The organism is Halomonas denitrificans (genome assembly GCA_019800895.1).
GTDB lineage: Bacteria > Pseudomonadota > Gammaproteobacteria > Xanthomonadales > Wenzhouxiangellaceae.
On sequence record JAHVKF010000004.1, the window covers coordinates 126,209 to 141,149 of the forward strand.

Genomic DNA, 14,941 nt, shown 5'->3' on the forward strand with positions numbered 1-14,941 from the left:
TCATGACGGCTTTCACGGTCGACAGGCGTCCACCTGTTCCCGAGCGCGGCATCGCGCTGATCGTCGTGCTCTGGATGCTGGTGTTGCTGACCGTCATCATCGGTACCTTCGCCGTGCTGGCGCGCACCGAGAGCCTGCAGTCGCGCTTCCTGTTCGATACCACCGATGCCCGTTACGCCGCCGAGGCGGGCCTGCATCGCGCCGTGGTCGAACTGCGCAATCCCGACCTCGAGACCCGCTGGGTGGCCGACGGGCGGCCCTACGTCTTCGCCTTCGGCGGCGCGGAGGTGGAGGTCCGGATCACCGACGAGACCGGCCTGATCGACATCAACGCCGCCGCCCAGGCCCAGCCCGAGCTGTTGATCAACCTGTTCGTCTCGGTGGGTGTCGACGAGCGCACCGCCGAACTGCTGACCGAGGCGATCCAGGACTGGGTCGACCCGGACGACATGGCGCGGCCGCTGGGGGCGGAGATCGCCGAATACGAGCAGGCCGGCTACCCCTACGGCCCGGCCAACGCGCCGTTCGAATCGGTGGACGAACTGCAGCAGGTCGTCGGCATGAGCTGGGAACTTTTTCGCGCCGTCGAGGCCAGTCTTACCATCCACTCGGGTCGGGCGAACTTCAATCCGGCCTTTGCCCCGCTCAGCGTGCTGAGAACGCTGCCCGACATCGACGAGGAGGCCGCAAGGTTGTTTATCGAGGAGCGCTCGCAGTATCATCCCGGCGACCAGATGCAGTTGATGCTGCCCGACGGGACGCTGGTCAACCAGCGCGGCGGCGGACTCACCCACACGGTCGAAGCCAGGGCCACGCTCGACAGCGGCACCTGGAGCCAGATCACGGCCACGATCCGGCTCGGCACCGACAGCCGCGGCCGGCCCTTCCGCGTGGTCCGCTGGTCGGAAAACGAGACCGCACCGGCCGGCTCGTCGGCGCCGACGAGCTGACCGTGGCGCGGACGAACACCAAGACTAGAGATCGATGATCCAGGAACTCTCCGACAAGCTGCGCGATGCTGCGCGCCGCCGCTACCGCGCCACGCCTTTGCCGGCGTTCTTCGCGTGGTGGGGTGGGGAACTGGCGCCGCTGGTCCCGGCCGGCCTGCGCCAGCGCCTGATGCCGCCGAAGCCGCAGCTCTGGATCGTCCCGGCCGAAACCGGCGGCGGTGACCTGCGCATCTGGCGGGTCGGCGACGCGCCCGAGGTCGTCGACGTGTTCGGCGCCGGCGAAGACCTCGAACTGCTGCGCGGTCGCTGGCGCGACCTGCTGGCCGAGTTCGAGGACGGCAAGCCCGAGGTTCGCGTCTGCCTGCACGAGGACGCGGTCCTGGCGCTGCCGGTGGAACTGCCGGCCGCGGTCGAGGCGAACCTGGGCCAGGCGCTGCGTTTCCAGATCGACCAGGTCTCGCCGTTCACGCCGGACCAGGTCCACTTCGACCATCGCATCGCCGAACACGATCACGAGCGCGGTCGGCTGCACGTCGAACTCCGCATGGCACCGCGCGAGACGGTCGACGAACTGGTCCAGCGGCTCAAGGCGATCGGGGCGACGGTTCACCGCGTCGACACCCTGCGTCCCGGCGACGAGGCGGAACCGGAAGGCTTCAACCTGCTGCCGGAGGACCAGCGGCCGCACTACGTGCACGCCCGGGCCCGCTTCAACGTGCTGCTCGGTGCCGCGCTGGTCGTGGTCGTCGCGCTGGTGATGGCCCAGACCCTGATCCTGCGCGAGCGCACGGTCACCCTGCTGAGCGAGCAGGCCGACGGCCTTCGCGCCGAGGCGCGCCAGGTGATGCGCCTGCAGGAGCGCCTTGACGAATCGCTGCTGGCGGCCAATTTCCTGGCCGACAAGCGTGCCGCCCAGCCGCCGGCGATCGAGCTGCTGGCCGAGGCCACCCGTCTGCTGCCCGACGACATCTGGCTGCAGCGCTTCCAGCTCCAGGGCGACGAGCTGACCGTGCAGGGCCTGACCAACGGGTCCCAGCGCGTGATCGGCCTGCTCAACGAATCCGAGCTGCTCGCCGACACGGAGATCCGCGGCAACATCACCATGGACCCGGTGACCGGCAAGGAGCGCTTCACGACCTCGTCGCGGATCGAGCGTGCCGACGGCACGTCGGCGGCCGCGGATGCTTCGGCCCCGGCCGACGCCGATCGCGGGTCCGACGTCGAAGGAGGGTCCGACTGATGCAGATCCTGCCCGACCGCGAACAGGGTCGTCCCCTGGCCATCGGCCTGCTGGTGATCGCGCTTGTGCTGGTCTACCTGGTCGGCTTCCACTGGTTCGTGACCCGCCAGCTCGCACTCGGCTCGGAGATCGACAACCTCGAGCGACAGATCGCCCGCTTCAAGGCCACCGCCGCGCAGCGAGAGGAGCTGCAGGAGCGGCTGCAGCAGCTCCAGCGCCAGCGCCTCGACAGCGCGCTGTTCCTCGAGGGCGGCGATTTCAACGTGGCCGCTGCCGAGTTGATCCGGACCCTGCGCGAGCAGATCGACGCGCGCGCCGACGATGCCTCCGTGTGCCAGGTGACCAACACCACGCCGCAGCGTCCGCGCGATCCGGAACGATTCCAGTCGGTTCGTGTCAGTGTCCGCATGCAGTGCCCGCTGCCCGACTTCATCCGGGTGCTCTACGAACTGGAGCGCGCCGTACCGTTGATCTTCATCGACAACCTGATGATCAATCAGCGCGCGTCGCTCAGCCAGCGCGGCCGGCGCGGCAGCGATCGCTACGGTCAGCTCGACATCCGCTTCGAGATGTTCGGCTACCTGGACCAGCCCGGCGAGGGCTTCGAATGATGCGCATCGACGGTCGGAACAACCTGCTGAGCGTAATCCTGCTGGCCGGGATCGGCCTGGCGGCGGTGATCGGGGCGCTGAACTTCCTGCTGCTCGGGCGCGCCGACGCCGATCGGATCGAGCCGGCAGGGGCCGCAGCGACGGTCGACGGCGAGGCCCGTTCGCCCACGCTGGAGATCGGCGAGCTCGACCGCTACGCGGTGATCACCGAGCGCCCCGTGTTCTTCGAGGACCGCCAGCTGCCGGAGATCGACACCGGCGAGGCGGCCGACGAAGACGCCGAGACCGAGGTCGCGGTGGTCGAGGAGGTGCCGGACCTCGAGGCGCGTGTGGCCGGCATCATCATCACGCCCGACCTGCGCCTGGCGATGATCGCCGACCCGCGTGGCCAGGAGACGGTCGTCCTGCGCGAGGGCATGGCGCTGGAAGGCGACCTGTCGGCGTGGAAGCTCGAGGAGATCTCGCCGCGCAGCGTGCGCTTCGCAACCGATTCCGGCCGCAGCGCGGACCTGGAGTTGATCGTCGAGACCGACGCCCTGTCTTCCGGGGCGCCGACGCGGCCGCCGCCGAACGCGCGCCAGGCCGCGGCCGAGCCGACGACCGACGCCGAGACCGGGGCCGAGCCGGTCGACAACGAGGCCCAGGCCGCCGCGCGCGCCCGGGCCGAGGAAATTCGCCGCCGGGTCGCCGAGCGTCGGGCGCAGCTGCGCGCCGAGGCCGAGCGGCGGGCCCGCGAACAACGAGACAACGATGGACGCTGATCGGACGCGCTGCGCGTCCGACGGCCACAACCGCCAGAACATGGACCACCGAATGCACATCGACACCGCACATCGACGATCCGCGCTGTTCGCGCCGACGCTGCTCTGCCTGCTGGTCTGCCTGCTGCTCGCCGGCTGCGCGACCGCCGACCGGCGCGCCGTCACCGACCCGGGCGTTCCGGCCGGTGAGCGCTTTTCCCGCGCCGGCGAGAACCAGGGCCCGATCACGCTCGGCCCCGAGGGCGGCGAGGACGGCGAGGCGTTCACCGGCAGCGAGACCTATCCCGGCACCGGCGTGTTCATCAATCGCGACGCGGCCAACGCCCGCCCGCTGCCGCCGGACGGCGAGGGCGAGGTGACCCTGAACTTCGAAGGGCAGGGCATCCAGGAAGTGATCCACGCGATCCTGGGCCACATGCTGCAGGAAAATTACGTCATCGCGCCGGGCATCTCCGGCGAGGTCACGTTCTCGACCGCGCGCCCCGTGTCGCGCGACCAGATCCTGCCGATTCTCGAGATGCTGTTGCGCTGGAACGGTGCGACGCTGATCTGGCGCGAGGATCGCTACCACGTGCTGCCGATTTCCGAAGCGGTTCGCGGCAACCTGACCCCGCGGATCGGCGCCGAGGCCCTGGGCCGGGGCTACCAGGTCGTCGGTGTGCCGCTCGACTACATCGCACCGAGCCAGATGGTGACCATCCTCGAGCCCTACGCCCGCGAGGACGCCGTGCTCAGCGCCGACAACGCGCGCAGCCTGCTGATGCTGGCAGGCACGCCGGCCGAGCTGCGCAATTACATGCAGATCATCGATACCTTCGATGTCGACTGGCTGGCCGGCATGTCGGTCGGAATCTTCGAGATCACCCGGGTCGAGGTCGCCGACCTGGCGGCGGAACTGGAAACGGTGCTCGGCGAGGGCGAAGGCGAGGGCGGGTCGCCGCTGGCCGGGATGTTCCGCATCATGCCGATGGAGCGCCTGAACTCGATCATGGTCATCACGCCGCAGGAGCGCTACCTGGACGAGATCCAGAAATGGATCGACCGGCTCGACCGCTCCAGCCCCGAAGCCGGCGCGCGGCTGTACGTCTACCGGGTCAAGAACCTGGATGCGGACGTGCTGGCCGGCTACCTCGCCAACGTGTTCGGCGGCGAGGGCGGCGGCAGCCGCCAGACCCAGCGCCAGAGCCGCGGGTCCCTGGCCCCGGGGCTCGAGCAGGCCACCGCCAGCTCGGTCAGCGAGTTCCGCAACGAGACCGGGCCCCAGGCGCGCGCCTCGAACGAGGGCGGCACCCGCTCGGGCGGCGGCGGTACCGTGACCCTGGGCGAGGACGGCGACATCCGCATCACGGCGGTGCTCGAGACCAACTCGCTTCTGATCCAGGCCTCGCCGAGCGAGTACGACTCGATCCTCAACGCGATCGAACGGCTGGACGAAGAGCCGCTGCAGGTGTTGATCGAAGCCCAGGTCCTGGTCGTCCAGCTGACCGACCAGCTGCAGTATGGCGTCAACTGGTTCCTGCAGAACTCGATGCCGGACACGCTCCCGGAAGGTGGCTTTGTCGGCAGCAACGACCAGAATTTCGCGCAGTTCGGCGACGGGTCCAATTTCCTTTCTTCGCTGACTCCGGCCGGGGGAATCGGAAGCAGTTACGTCGGGGCCGTGATCCGTGCGCTCGACAGCGTGTCCGACGTGCGGACGATCTCGGCACCGTCGCTGATGGTGCGCAACAACGCCCAGGCCAACATCAACGTCGGCACCCAGATTCCGGTCCAGTCCCAGCAGTTCCTGACCGGCACGGATGCCGGAAGCCGCCTCGGCACCACCCAGTACATCAATACAGGGGTGGTTCTCGATGTGACGCCGCGGGTCAACCCGGGCGGACTGGTCTACCTGACCGTCAGCCAGGAAGTCTCGTCCCCGGGGCCGCCGGACGAGAACAATCCGAACCGGCCGATCAACACTCGCAACGTGTCGACGGAAGTCGCGGTCCAGTCGGGTCAGACCATCGTGCTCGGCGGCCTGATCGAAGAGACCAACTCCCGGTCCAGTGGCGGCGTGCCCGGACTGAGCCGGATCCCGCTGATCGGCGGCTTGTTCGGCAGCCGGTCTCGGTCCACGGACCGCAGCGAGACGCTGGTGCTGATCACCCCGACGGTGGTCGAGAGCACGGCCCAGCTCGAGGACATCTCCCGAGAGTTCGAGAAGAAGTTCAAGGGCCTGGAGCCGATCGCCGGCGGGTTCGAGGGCATCCGCGACTGATGCCGACCTGCAGCGAGCCGGCCCACCGCCGTTGTCCCCGATTCATCAACCAAGGACGTTCAGACCATGATTCGAACCCATTTGCTCATCGCGACCGCCGCCGTCGTGCTGGCCGCCTGCGGCGCCGGTGAACCGCCGCGGCCCGATCACGAGGTGGTGGCCGAACGGGCCCAGGCCCGCTGGGACGCGTTGCTGGCCGGCGACTTTGCCGCGGCGCTGGAATTCCACACGCCGGCGTTTCGTGAGCGCACGCCGGTGGAGGCCTATCGCGCCGACATGTCCAACCGCCCGGTCCGCTGGGTCAGTGCCGAGCCCCGCGCGGCGACCTGCGAGGACGACCGCTGCACCATGGAAATGCTGGTCGGCTATCGGCTATCATCGGGACCCGCGCAGCTGTCGGGGATGGGGAATCAGCGTCCGATCGAGGAAACCTGGGTCCGCATCGACGACAACTGGTGGTACGTGCCCGGCGACTGACCGGGCGGCGGTGCGCCCCGCCCCCGTGAATGTTGCTTTACATGCCGGGCTTCGGTAATATAGACTGGCAAAATCTGATTCTGGGTCGTTGCTGCCCGTTATGATCAGAAATTGCTCAATGCAGAGCCCTGTGTAAAAACCTAGGAGTGTTGTAATGAAAAGAAAGACCTTGACGACTGCGGTACTCGCAGGTCTGACGGGCGTTGCGGGGATGGTCAGCGTTTCCAACGCTGTGAACCTGAACCCGGACGGCCTCGGTCAGGTCCTCCTGTACCCGTACTATTCCGCCCGCGGCGATAACGACACGCTGATTTCGATTGTCAACACCACTGACAACGCGAAGTCGGTCAAAGTCCGCTTCCTGGAAGCCCTGAACTCTCGCGAAGTTCTTGACTTCAACCTCTACATGTCTGCCTACGACGTCTGGGTCGCTGCCATCACGGCAACCGACGCCGGCGGCGGCCAGATCCTGATCCCGGATTCGTCCTGCACCGTTCCGTACTTCTTCGGTAACGACACGCTGGCAGCCGGCGAAACCGAAGCCGATCGTCTCGGCCAGCAGGACTTCCTGTCGTTCGGCTATGCCGGTGACGGTGGCCCGCAGGAAATCGAGCGTACGGCTTCCGGTTACATCGAAGTCATCGAAATGGGTACGCTGGTCGACCTGACCAACGGTTCCGCAACCGCGGCCACCCACGTCCTGACCGACGCAGGCGACGGCTCCGGCGAACTGCCGCGTCCGGCCGACTGCGCCCAGCTGGTCGGCGCATGGACCTCGGTCGGTGCTTCGGACGGTTACTGGGTTGTCGACCAGGACGTCGACCACGAGCCCCCGAGCGGCGGCCTGTTCGGCGCAGCTTCGATCATCAACGTCCCGTCGGGCACGATGTTCAGCTACACCGCTGACGCCATCGACGGTTTCGTCCAGGGTCGTATCCTGCACACCGATCCGGGTTCCATCTTCCCGAACCTGAACTCCGGCGACGACGTCTCGAACGTCTTCATCGGCGGTGTCGTCGACACCCGTCAGTGGACGGATCCGGTCGAAGCTGTCTCCGCTACGGTCCTGTACAACACGGTCATGAACGAATACGTCGTGGATCCGTCGATCAACGCTCAGTCCGAGTGGGTCGTCAACTTCCCGACCAAGCGTTTCTACGTGGATCCGGAATTCGCCATCGACACCACGCCGGTCGCTCCGTTCACCTCCACCTGGGGTCCGGACGGCGCCTGCGAAGTCGTCGACTTCGAATTCTGGGATCGTGAAGAAGCTCCGGCCAACCCGGTCATCATCGGCCCGATCGTTTCGCCGCCGCCGCCCGACGGCCCCGGCCCGAACGACTTCGAGCTGTGCTACGAGGCCAACGTGATTCGTTTCGCCGACGGTGCCTCGGCTCCGGACGCGACCGAAATCCTGGCTGAGCCGCGCTTCACGACCTTCCCGGTCCTGGATTCCGGCTTCACCGATGGTTGGGTGCGCTTCTCGTTCGACAACGCGACGCGTCCGGCTTCGGATCCGAGCACCGGCAGCCTGGTCGAGTACCTCGGCCTGCCGACGATCGGCTTCTGGGTGAACACCTACTCGAACGGCACGCTGGGCGGTGGCACCGTCCTGGCCAACTACGGTGGCACGTTCAAGCACCGCGGTAGCCGTGACCTGCAGGCGTTCGTCCCGCCGAGCCCGTAAGGGACGGTTGGATCCACAGTCCGGGTCGGCCTCCGGCCCCGACTGCGAACAACGAAAGGGCTGCCTCCGGGCGGCCCTTTCCCTTTTCGGGAGTGGCGTAACCCACTTAAACCTTTCTTAATTTCCGCTGTCGTAAAATGGCGAAACGAAGGCACGACACAGTCCGTGTCCAAAGCCACCTCTGAGGTTCAAATAGATTTCATGAACGGACATCCCATGACTACACAACGCCCCCTGGCCGCCGCTCTTCCCGCTGCCATCGCCGCAGCACTCGCCGCCGTGATCGGCACGGGCGGTGCGAACGTGGCGATTGCGCAGTCGTCCAGCATCCTGCTGAACAACGACACCAACACCGAAATCGTCCTGCAGGACGGCACCAGCGTCCAGGTCGATCCGGTGACCGGCAACCTGACGGCCACGCCACTGGACCCGCAGGCCTGCACCGGTACCGCGAACTGCGATGACGTCCAGGTCGACATCACGTCGTTCAGCGCCTCGCCGACTTCGGTCAGCCAGGGCGGCAACGTCAGCTTCAGCTGGAACTCGCGCGGTGCGTGGGAATGCACCGGCTCGGGCCTGACCGGTACCACCTGGAACAGCACCGGCAAGCTGCCGCAGGGCAACCAGTCGGTGAACACGGGCAGCCTGTCGCCCGACGACTACATCGCCGACCTGCTGTGCGAAAACGGCCCGGTCACCGATACGCGTCAGGTGAGCTTCACCGTGGTGTCGGGCGGGGGCGGCGGACCGCAGAACTGTATCGACGAAGGTCGCGTGCCGCCGGCCGGTCTGACGCAGGACACGACCGCGTTGTCCAACATCTTCAACCAGAATTTCAGTGATCCGACGCTGACCTGGGGCGACGTGTTCGGTGGTCCGTTCCCGGATAGCGGTTCGCCCTACTGGAAGACCCAGCGCGACCAGTACATCAGCCTGGAGTTTACGACCGCCGGCGTGCCGACGGGCACTTCGGGTCGATTCGAGCTGAACAATCCACAGAGCTCCTTCAACTTCGGTCAGACGCTGGTGACCTTCAGCCAGTGCCCGGGCGACTTCCTCGACCAGGAAGACAGCGACTGCAAGAAGCTGATCACCAACGGCGGCATCAACTGGGAGGTCACTACCGCAAGCGGTCTGTTCAACGAGTGCGAGCTCGAGCCGAACACCACCTACTACCTGAACGCGCTGCATACGACCATCTCGCAGCCGCCGTTCCAGTGGCAGTGTGACATTCCGCCGGGAACCGCCCGTCCGGCCGATTGTGGCGACCTCGTCACCGCGAACTGAGGCTGCCGATGTCGCGCTTCCAGAACCCATCGTTCGGTGGGCCGCTCCTGCTGTCCGGCGTTTTGATGTTGCTGGGGCCCGTGCTACCGGGCCCCACCTTCGCCGAAGATGTCCAGCGCTCGCTGGACATCGATTTTTCGAGCTCCGTGCTGGCCCGACGGGGTGAGGCGCGGCTGACCCACCTCGAGCTCGATGCCCGCCTCCAGGCGATCCCGGAAGACGCCCGACCCGACGTGGTCAACGGGCCGGCCCGGCTAGAGAAACTGATCGAGGACCAGCTGCAGATCCGCACTTTTGCCGATCGGGCGATCGCCGAGGGTGCGCTCGACGATGAACTCGTCGAGGCCGAGCTCTACCTGATGGTCTCGACCTGGTTGGCGGAGCGATACCGTGACCGGATCATCGCGGAACAGTCGCTCGACGACTACACCGACCAGGCCCGCGAGCTCTACCAGCTGGATCGCGACCGCTTCACGGCCGAACCGACAGTCAGCTTCTCGCACCTGCTCATCGCCAACCACCCGGATCCCCGGGCGCGCGCCGCCGAACTGCTCGAACGGATCGAGAGCGGTGAGGATTTCGCCGAGCTGGCGGCCGAGCACTCCGATGATCCGAGTGTGGTCAACAACCGCGGCCGCTTCGACGAGATCGAAACGGCCCGCCTCGACGAGCGGTTCCGCGTCGGCCTGGCCGCGCTCGAGCCCGGTGACGTCGAACTGGTCGAGTCGGGCTACGGCTGGCACGTCGTCGTGCTCCACGACCGCCAGTCCGAGCGGATCCGCGACTTCGAGGAAGTCGCCGATCAGCTGCGTGAAGAAGCTCGCCAGCAGCATGCCCAGGAGATCGTGGAGCGGCTGTTGCGGTCGTACTACGCGCAGGACCTGGAAATCGTAGAAGGCGGCGTCGCCGAAGTGCTGGAACGTTATCCCTTCGAGTGAGTGAGCGGCGGCCGGCCCCGCGGCTGCCATCCCGACGCCCGCCGTTCCGCTAACCCGCCCGAGCGACTGCTCCGGCGACGCTGGCTCCCGTCGGCCGCGTTTCGTCGAATCCGCCACCGCGACCCGATGCCGGGCCGTCCCGCGCTGCGGGAGCGCGGAGAGCGAGAAGATCTGCAGGTCGATGGCCGGTCCCGAGGAGCGAAGGTTCCGACGCTCGAACGGCGGGATCGGTCGGCACGCAGACACGATCGGGTATACGATGACCGGGGATCGGCAGCAGGGCGCTGACCATGAACCGGCGACAGGTCGGTCCTGCCGTCCGAAGGTCGGCTGTGTCGGCCCGATCGATCTCGAGCACTCCATAGGCCAGGATTCCAGCCCAGGTAGCCGTTTCCGATGCTGATCGAACTCATTCGCCGCGACCTGCGGACCCGGTTCGTCGGCAGCCGTTCCGGCTGGCTGTGGACGGTTCTCACGCCGCTGATGCTGCTTGGCGTGTATGCCGTGGTGTTCGGGGTGATCTTCCGGGCGCGGGTGCCCGAGGGCATGGACATCCCCTTCGTCGCCTGGCTGGCGATCGCGATGTGGCCCTGGCTGGCGTTCCAGGACGCGATCCTGCGCGCCACCGCGAGCATGCCGGAGCATGCCAACCTGATCGCGAAGGTCGCTCTCCCGCGCGAACTGCTGGCGCTGAGCAATGCCACCACCGCTTTCCTGCTCCAGTGTCTCGGCTATCTCGCCGTTCTGCTTGCGCTGCCGCTGTTCGGCGTCGACCTGACCTGGCGCGGCCTGCCTGCCGCGCTGGTGACGCTGGCTGCGCTGTACGGCCTGGCCGCAGGCCTCGGCTTCATCGCGGCCGGACTGCGGCCGTTCTTCCGCGACCTCGAGACCCTGCTGCCCACGCTCCTGATGTTCTGGTTCTTCCTGACCCCGATTCTCTATGCGCCGCAAATGCTGCCCGAGAACTGGCAGGACCTGTGGCTGCTCAATCCCGTGGCCGGCCTGATGAACGACCTCCGGGCTGCGCTGCTGGAGGGCGCCCTCCTGCCCGGCCGCTCGACCTGGATCATGCTGGCCGTCGGCGGGGGTGCGTTTCTGCTCGGGCGCTCGTTCTTCCGCAGGCTGGCGCCGTACTTCGAGGACTACCTGTGACGGCGCCGCTGCTGCGCGTTTCCGGCGTCGGCAAGGCCTACCCCTCCCGCGGGCCGGGCAGCCACCGATGGCGCGCCGTACTGCAGATCCTGCGCTCCGGGACCACGCAAGGCGACAAGCGGGTCCTGAGCGACATCGATTTCGAGGTCCTGCCCGGTGAATCGGTCGGCATCATCGGTGCCAACGGGGCGGGAAAGTCGACCCTGCTCAAGTTGATCACCGGCGTACTGGCCCCGAGCGAGGGCGAGATCGAGCGACGCGGGTCGATCGCCGCGCTGCTCGAACTCGGCGCGGGCTTCGAGCCCGAATCCACCGGGCTGGAAAACCTCAGGATGAACGCCGCCTTTCTCGGCCTGTCACGGAGCGACGTCGAAGAGCGGATGGACGACATTCTCTCCTTCGCCGATATCGGCGAGGCGATTCACGAACCGATCAAGACCTACTCCTCGGGCATGGTCGTCCGACTCGGCTTTGCCGTGGTCGCCTCGGTCCGTCCCGACCTGCTGATCACCGACGAGGTGCTCGCCGTCGGCGACGAGTCGTTCCAGAAGAAGTGCATCCGCTGGATCGAGCGCTACCTTGCCGACGGCGGCACGCTGCTGATGGTGTCGCACAACATGTATCAGGTGCAGAAGCTGTGCCGGCACGCGTTGTGGCTCGAGCACGGGCGGGCGCGTGCCTGGGGCGACGTGTTCGACGTCACCCAGGGCTACCTCGCCTGGCACGAGCGGCGCGATGCAGAGGCACGCGACAAGTCCGGGCGAAAGCGGGCCGACGGCGCCCGCTATCGTGTCGATGCGCTGGAACTCGGTCCTCGCCGCGACGACGGGCCGGTCCACCTCGCCGCCGGAGAGACGCTTACCGTCGACCTTGCGCTTCGTTCGCCCGACGATCGCGCGCCCCAGGCCCTGGTCGGCATCGTACGGGCCGACGGCACGCCGGTCTTCGGCGTCGCCTCGGACCACGACGGCGTCGAGCTCGAGCGCCGCGCGGACGGGCGCTACACGATCGGTATCGATTTCGATGACCTGGCGCTGCTTCCGGGCAGCTACGTGGTCCGTGCGCACGCCATGGACCCGGAAGGGCTCCGCCTGCAGGACACGCTGGAGCGCGAATTCTCGGTCTCCGGGCGCAGTCGTTCGCTGGGCCTCGTCACCCTGCCGCATCGCTGGCGCACGGCCGAGTCGCCGGAGCCGTGAGTCCTCCCGGCCTGACCGTCATCGTGCCGGTGTTCAACGCGCCGGACGAGACCCGGCGCTGCCTGCGTGCGCTGCGCCGAACGCTGGACGGCGACCCGGCCCGGGTCCTGGTCATCGACGACGCGTCAACGGACCCGGCCATCGAGGGCATTCTCGACGCGGCCTGTGATCCGGCCTGGGCCGTGGAGCGGAATCCGCGCAACCTCGGTTTCGTCGGCACCGTGAACCTCGGCATGCAGCGCGCCGCTTCCGACGACGTGGTGCTCTTGAATTCGGACACGGTTCCGGCCGGCAACTGGCTGGAGCGAATCCGGCGCTGCGCGGCCTCCGATCCCGCGATCGCGTCGGTCACGCCGTGGACCAACAACGGGGAAATCGTTTCCCTGCCGACCTTCTGCGAGGCGGCGCCGGTGCCGGACGACGTCGAGCGCTGGGCGGCCGCCTGCGCGGCCGTCGAGCCGTGCTATCCGGACCTGCCGACCGCGGTCGGTTTCTGCATGTTCCTCCGCCGGGCCTGCCTCGAGCAGATCGGGTCGTTCGATGCCGAGACCTTCGGCCGGGGCTACGGGGAAGAAAACGACTGGTGCATGCGAGCGACCCGCGCCGGATGGCGCCACGTGCTCTGCGATTCGGCGTTCGTGGCGCACCATGGGCAGGCCAGCTTCGGTCCGCTCGGACTGGCCCCCGGCGAGGCATCGATGCAGCGCTTGCTGGGGCTGCATCCCGACTACCTCGATCGGGTCATGGCCTTCATCCGCTCCGATCCGCTGGCCGGGCCTCGCCAGCGCGTGCTCGCTCACCTCTGACCGGCCATCGGCGCGCCGGGGCCCGGCGGGGCGCGGCGATTCTTGCCCTACAATGCAGGCATGGCACTGCAGACCGGACTCAAGCTCAAGCTCGGCCAGAAGCTCAAACTGGCCCCGCAGCTGCGCCAGGCGATCGCGCTGCTGCAGCTCAACCGGCTCGAATTGCGTGAACACATCGAGCAGGCGCTGGAATCCAACCCGCTGCTCGAACTCGATGCCGACGGGGCGCCGGATGCGGACGACCGCAGCGCTGGCGAGCAGGGCGCGGCCGAGTCCGAGTACGGCGCCGACGAAGCGTCCGCCGACGCCTCGGGAGACGAAGGCGCCGATTCTTCCCGGGACTTCGACGACTACGATTGGAACGACCTGCCCGAAGGGTTCTCCGAGGTCGGCGAAGCGCCGGATTACGACCGCTTCATCAGCGACCCGGACGACGAGTCGCTGACCCATCACCTGCTGTGGCAGGCCAATCTGGCCCATTTCTCCGAACAGGACGAGGCGATCGCCCGGGCGATCATCTACGCCCTGCGCGACAACGGCTACCTCGCCGACGATCTGGCGACGCTGCGCGCGTCGCTGGCCCCCGAATGGCTGGTCTCGATCGACGAGATCGCCGCCGTGCTCGAGCGCGTGCAGCACTTCGAGCCGGTCGGAGTCGCCGCCCGGGACCTGAAGGAGTGCCTGGCGATCCAGCTGCGGACCCTGCCGTCGGAGACGCCGCACCGCGGCCTGGCCCAGCACCTGATCGACCATTGCCTCGACGACCTGGGCGATCTCGATGCCGCCCTTCTCGCGCGCCGGACGGGGTTCGAGGTCGAGGACGTCGAGGGCGCTCTGGCGGTCATCCGGCGGCTGGACCCACGACCCGGGCTGCGCTACGGGCGCGACGACGAGAACTACCTGGTGCCCGACGTCTACGTGTTCCCGGCCGACGGCGGCTGGCAAGTCCGCCTGAACCGCGACAACGACCCGAGGCTGCGGTTGAACGACGAGTACGTCAAGCTGATCAAGAAGACCCTCGGTGACGACAAGAGCTACCTGAAGGACCGGCTGAAAGAGGCCCAGTGGCTGATCTCGAGCCTGGAACTGCGCAATCACACGCTCCGTTCGGTGGCCGAGACCATCGTCGCGCACCAGGAGGGCTTTCTCGAGCACGGTGATGTCGGCATGCAGCCGCTGCTGCAGAAAGAGGTGGCCGAGCGCGTCGAGGTGCACGAATCGACGGTTTCGCGGGCCACGACGGGAAAATACATGCATACGCCGCGCGGTACCTTCGAACTGAAGTACTTCTTCTCGGTCGCCATCCCGACCCGCGACGGCCGTCCGGTGTCGGCGACAGCCGTCAAGGCCCGGCTGGAGCGCCTGATCGCCGAAGAGCCCCCGGGCCGGCCGCTATCGGACCAGGCGCTGGTCGACCGTCTCGCCGAAGACGGGCTGCTGCTGGCCCGCCGGACGGTCGCGAAGTACCGCGAACAGCTCGGCATCCCGAACTCGGCCCGGCGGCGTCGCGACGCACGGCTTCGCGGTGGGGCGGGCTGAAGACGGCCCGCGACTGGTATACCATTGCACTCCT

13 protein-coding genes are annotated in these 14,941 nt (G+C 67.6%); all 13 read left to right on the forward strand.

Annotated features, from left to right (window positions below; all coding sequences use genetic code 11):
* The first annotated feature begins 2 nt into the window (after positions 1–2).
* The 13 genes from KUV67_13720 to KUV67_13780 all read left to right on the forward strand — a co-directional run bounded on the left by KUV67_13720 (position 3) and on the right by KUV67_13780 (position 14,907).
* Positions 3–950 (forward strand): general secretion pathway protein GspK, encoded by a 948-nt coding sequence (locus tag KUV67_13720; GenBank protein ID MBY6205944.1) that lies wholly within the window; start codon positions 3–5, stop codon positions 948–950.
* Between the two features lie 34 nt (positions 951–984).
* Positions 985–2,190 carry a PilN domain-containing protein gene (locus KUV67_13725; GenBank protein MBY6205945.1) on the forward strand — a complete coding sequence of 402 codons (1,206 nt, stop codon included), beginning with the start codon at positions 985–987 and terminating at the stop codon, positions 2,188–2,190.
* Positions 2,190–2,801: a type II secretion system protein M gene (locus KUV67_13730; GenBank protein ID MBY6205946.1), complete on the forward strand. Its 612-nt coding sequence runs from the start codon at positions 2,190–2,192 to the stop codon at positions 2,799–2,801. Before KUV67_13725 ends, KUV67_13730 begins: the two co-directional genes overlap by 1 nt.
* Complete coding sequence (locus KUV67_13735) at positions 2,798–3,562, forward strand: hypothetical protein (protein ID MBY6205947.1); 765 nt, start codon at positions 2,798–2,800, stop codon at positions 3,560–3,562. Before KUV67_13730 ends, KUV67_13735 begins: the two co-directional genes overlap by 4 nt.
* Positions 3,552–5,822: a type II secretion system secretin GspD gene (gene gspD / locus KUV67_13740; protein ID MBY6205948.1), complete on the forward strand. Its 2,271-nt coding sequence runs from the start codon at positions 3,552–3,554 to the stop codon at positions 5,820–5,822. Before KUV67_13735 ends, gspD begins: the two co-directional genes overlap by 11 nt.
* Before the next feature lie 66 nt (positions 5,823–5,888).
* Positions 5,889–6,299: a hypothetical protein gene (locus tag KUV67_13745; GenBank protein ID MBY6205949.1), complete on the forward strand. Its 411-nt coding sequence runs from the start codon at positions 5,889–5,891 to the stop codon at positions 6,297–6,299.
* A 154-nt stretch (positions 6,300–6,453) separates the two neighbouring features.
* A complete protein-coding gene (locus KUV67_13750; protein ID MBY6205950.1) occupies positions 6,454–7,986 on the forward strand; it encodes a hypothetical protein in 1,533 nt (510 codons plus the stop codon).
* Positions 7,987–8,202: 216 nt separating this feature from the next.
* Positions 8,203–9,273, forward strand: coding sequence for a hypothetical protein (locus KUV67_13755; GenBank protein MBY6205951.1), 1,071 nt, complete (start codon positions 8,203–8,205; stop codon positions 9,271–9,273).
* An 8-nt stretch (positions 9,274–9,281) separates the two neighbouring features.
* A complete protein-coding gene (locus tag KUV67_13760) occupies positions 9,282–10,211 on the forward strand; it encodes a peptidylprolyl isomerase (GenBank protein ID MBY6205952.1) in 930 nt (309 codons plus the stop codon).
* A 396-nt stretch (positions 10,212–10,607) separates the two neighbouring features.
* Positions 10,608–11,363, forward strand: a complete 756-nt coding sequence (locus KUV67_13765) for an ABC transporter permease (protein MBY6205953.1) — start codon at positions 10,608–10,610, stop codon at positions 11,361–11,363.
* Complete coding sequence (locus KUV67_13770) at positions 11,360–12,562, forward strand: ABC transporter ATP-binding protein (protein ID MBY6205954.1); 1,203 nt, start codon at positions 11,360–11,362, stop codon at positions 12,560–12,562. Before KUV67_13765 ends, KUV67_13770 begins: the two co-directional genes overlap by 4 nt.
* Positions 12,559–13,368 carry a glycosyltransferase gene (locus KUV67_13775; protein ID MBY6205955.1) on the forward strand — a complete coding sequence of 270 codons (810 nt, stop codon included), beginning with the start codon at positions 12,559–12,561 and terminating at the stop codon, positions 13,366–13,368. Before KUV67_13770 ends, KUV67_13775 begins: the two co-directional genes overlap by 4 nt.
* A gap of 60 nt (positions 13,369–13,428) precedes the next feature.
* Positions 13,429–14,907, forward strand: coding sequence for an RNA polymerase factor sigma-54 (locus KUV67_13780; protein MBY6205956.1), 1,479 nt, complete (start codon positions 13,429–13,431; stop codon positions 14,905–14,907).
* The last annotated feature ends 34 nt before the right edge of the window (positions 14,908–14,941 follow it).

Coding starts and splice junctions, on each gene's coding strand:
- KUV67_13750 (MBY6205950.1), top strand. CDS start 6,454: ATGAAAAGAAAGACCTTGACGACTGCGGTACTCGCAGGTCTGACGGGC.
- KUV67_13760 (MBY6205952.1), top strand. CDS start 9,282: ATGTCGCGCTTCCAGAACCCATCGTTCGGTGGGCCGCTCCTGCTGTCC.
- KUV67_13730 (MBY6205946.1), top strand. CDS start 2,190: ATGCAGATCCTGCCCGACCGCGAACAGGGTCGTCCCCTGGCCATCGGC.
- KUV67_13735 (MBY6205947.1), top strand. CDS start 2,798: ATGATGCGCATCGACGGTCGGAACAACCTGCTGAGCGTAATCCTGCTG.
- KUV67_13725 (MBY6205945.1), top strand. CDS start 985: ATGATCCAGGAACTCTCCGACAAGCTGCGCGATGCTGCGCGCCGCCGC.
- KUV67_13780 (MBY6205956.1), top strand. CDS start 13,429: ATGGCACTGCAGACCGGACTCAAGCTCAAGCTCGGCCAGAAGCTCAAA.
- KUV67_13765 (MBY6205953.1), top strand. CDS start 10,608: ATGCTGATCGAACTCATTCGCCGCGACCTGCGGACCCGGTTCGTCGGC.
- KUV67_13745 (MBY6205949.1), top strand. CDS start 5,889: ATGATTCGAACCCATTTGCTCATCGCGACCGCCGCCGTCGTGCTGGCC.
- KUV67_13720 (MBY6205944.1), top strand. CDS start 3: ATGACGGCTTTCACGGTCGACAGGCGTCCACCTGTTCCCGAGCGCGGC.
- KUV67_13755 (MBY6205951.1), top strand. CDS start 8,203: ATGACTACACAACGCCCCCTGGCCGCCGCTCTTCCCGCTGCCATCGCC.
- gspD (MBY6205948.1), top strand. CDS start 3,552: ATGGACGCTGATCGGACGCGCTGCGCGTCCGACGGCCACAACCGCCAG.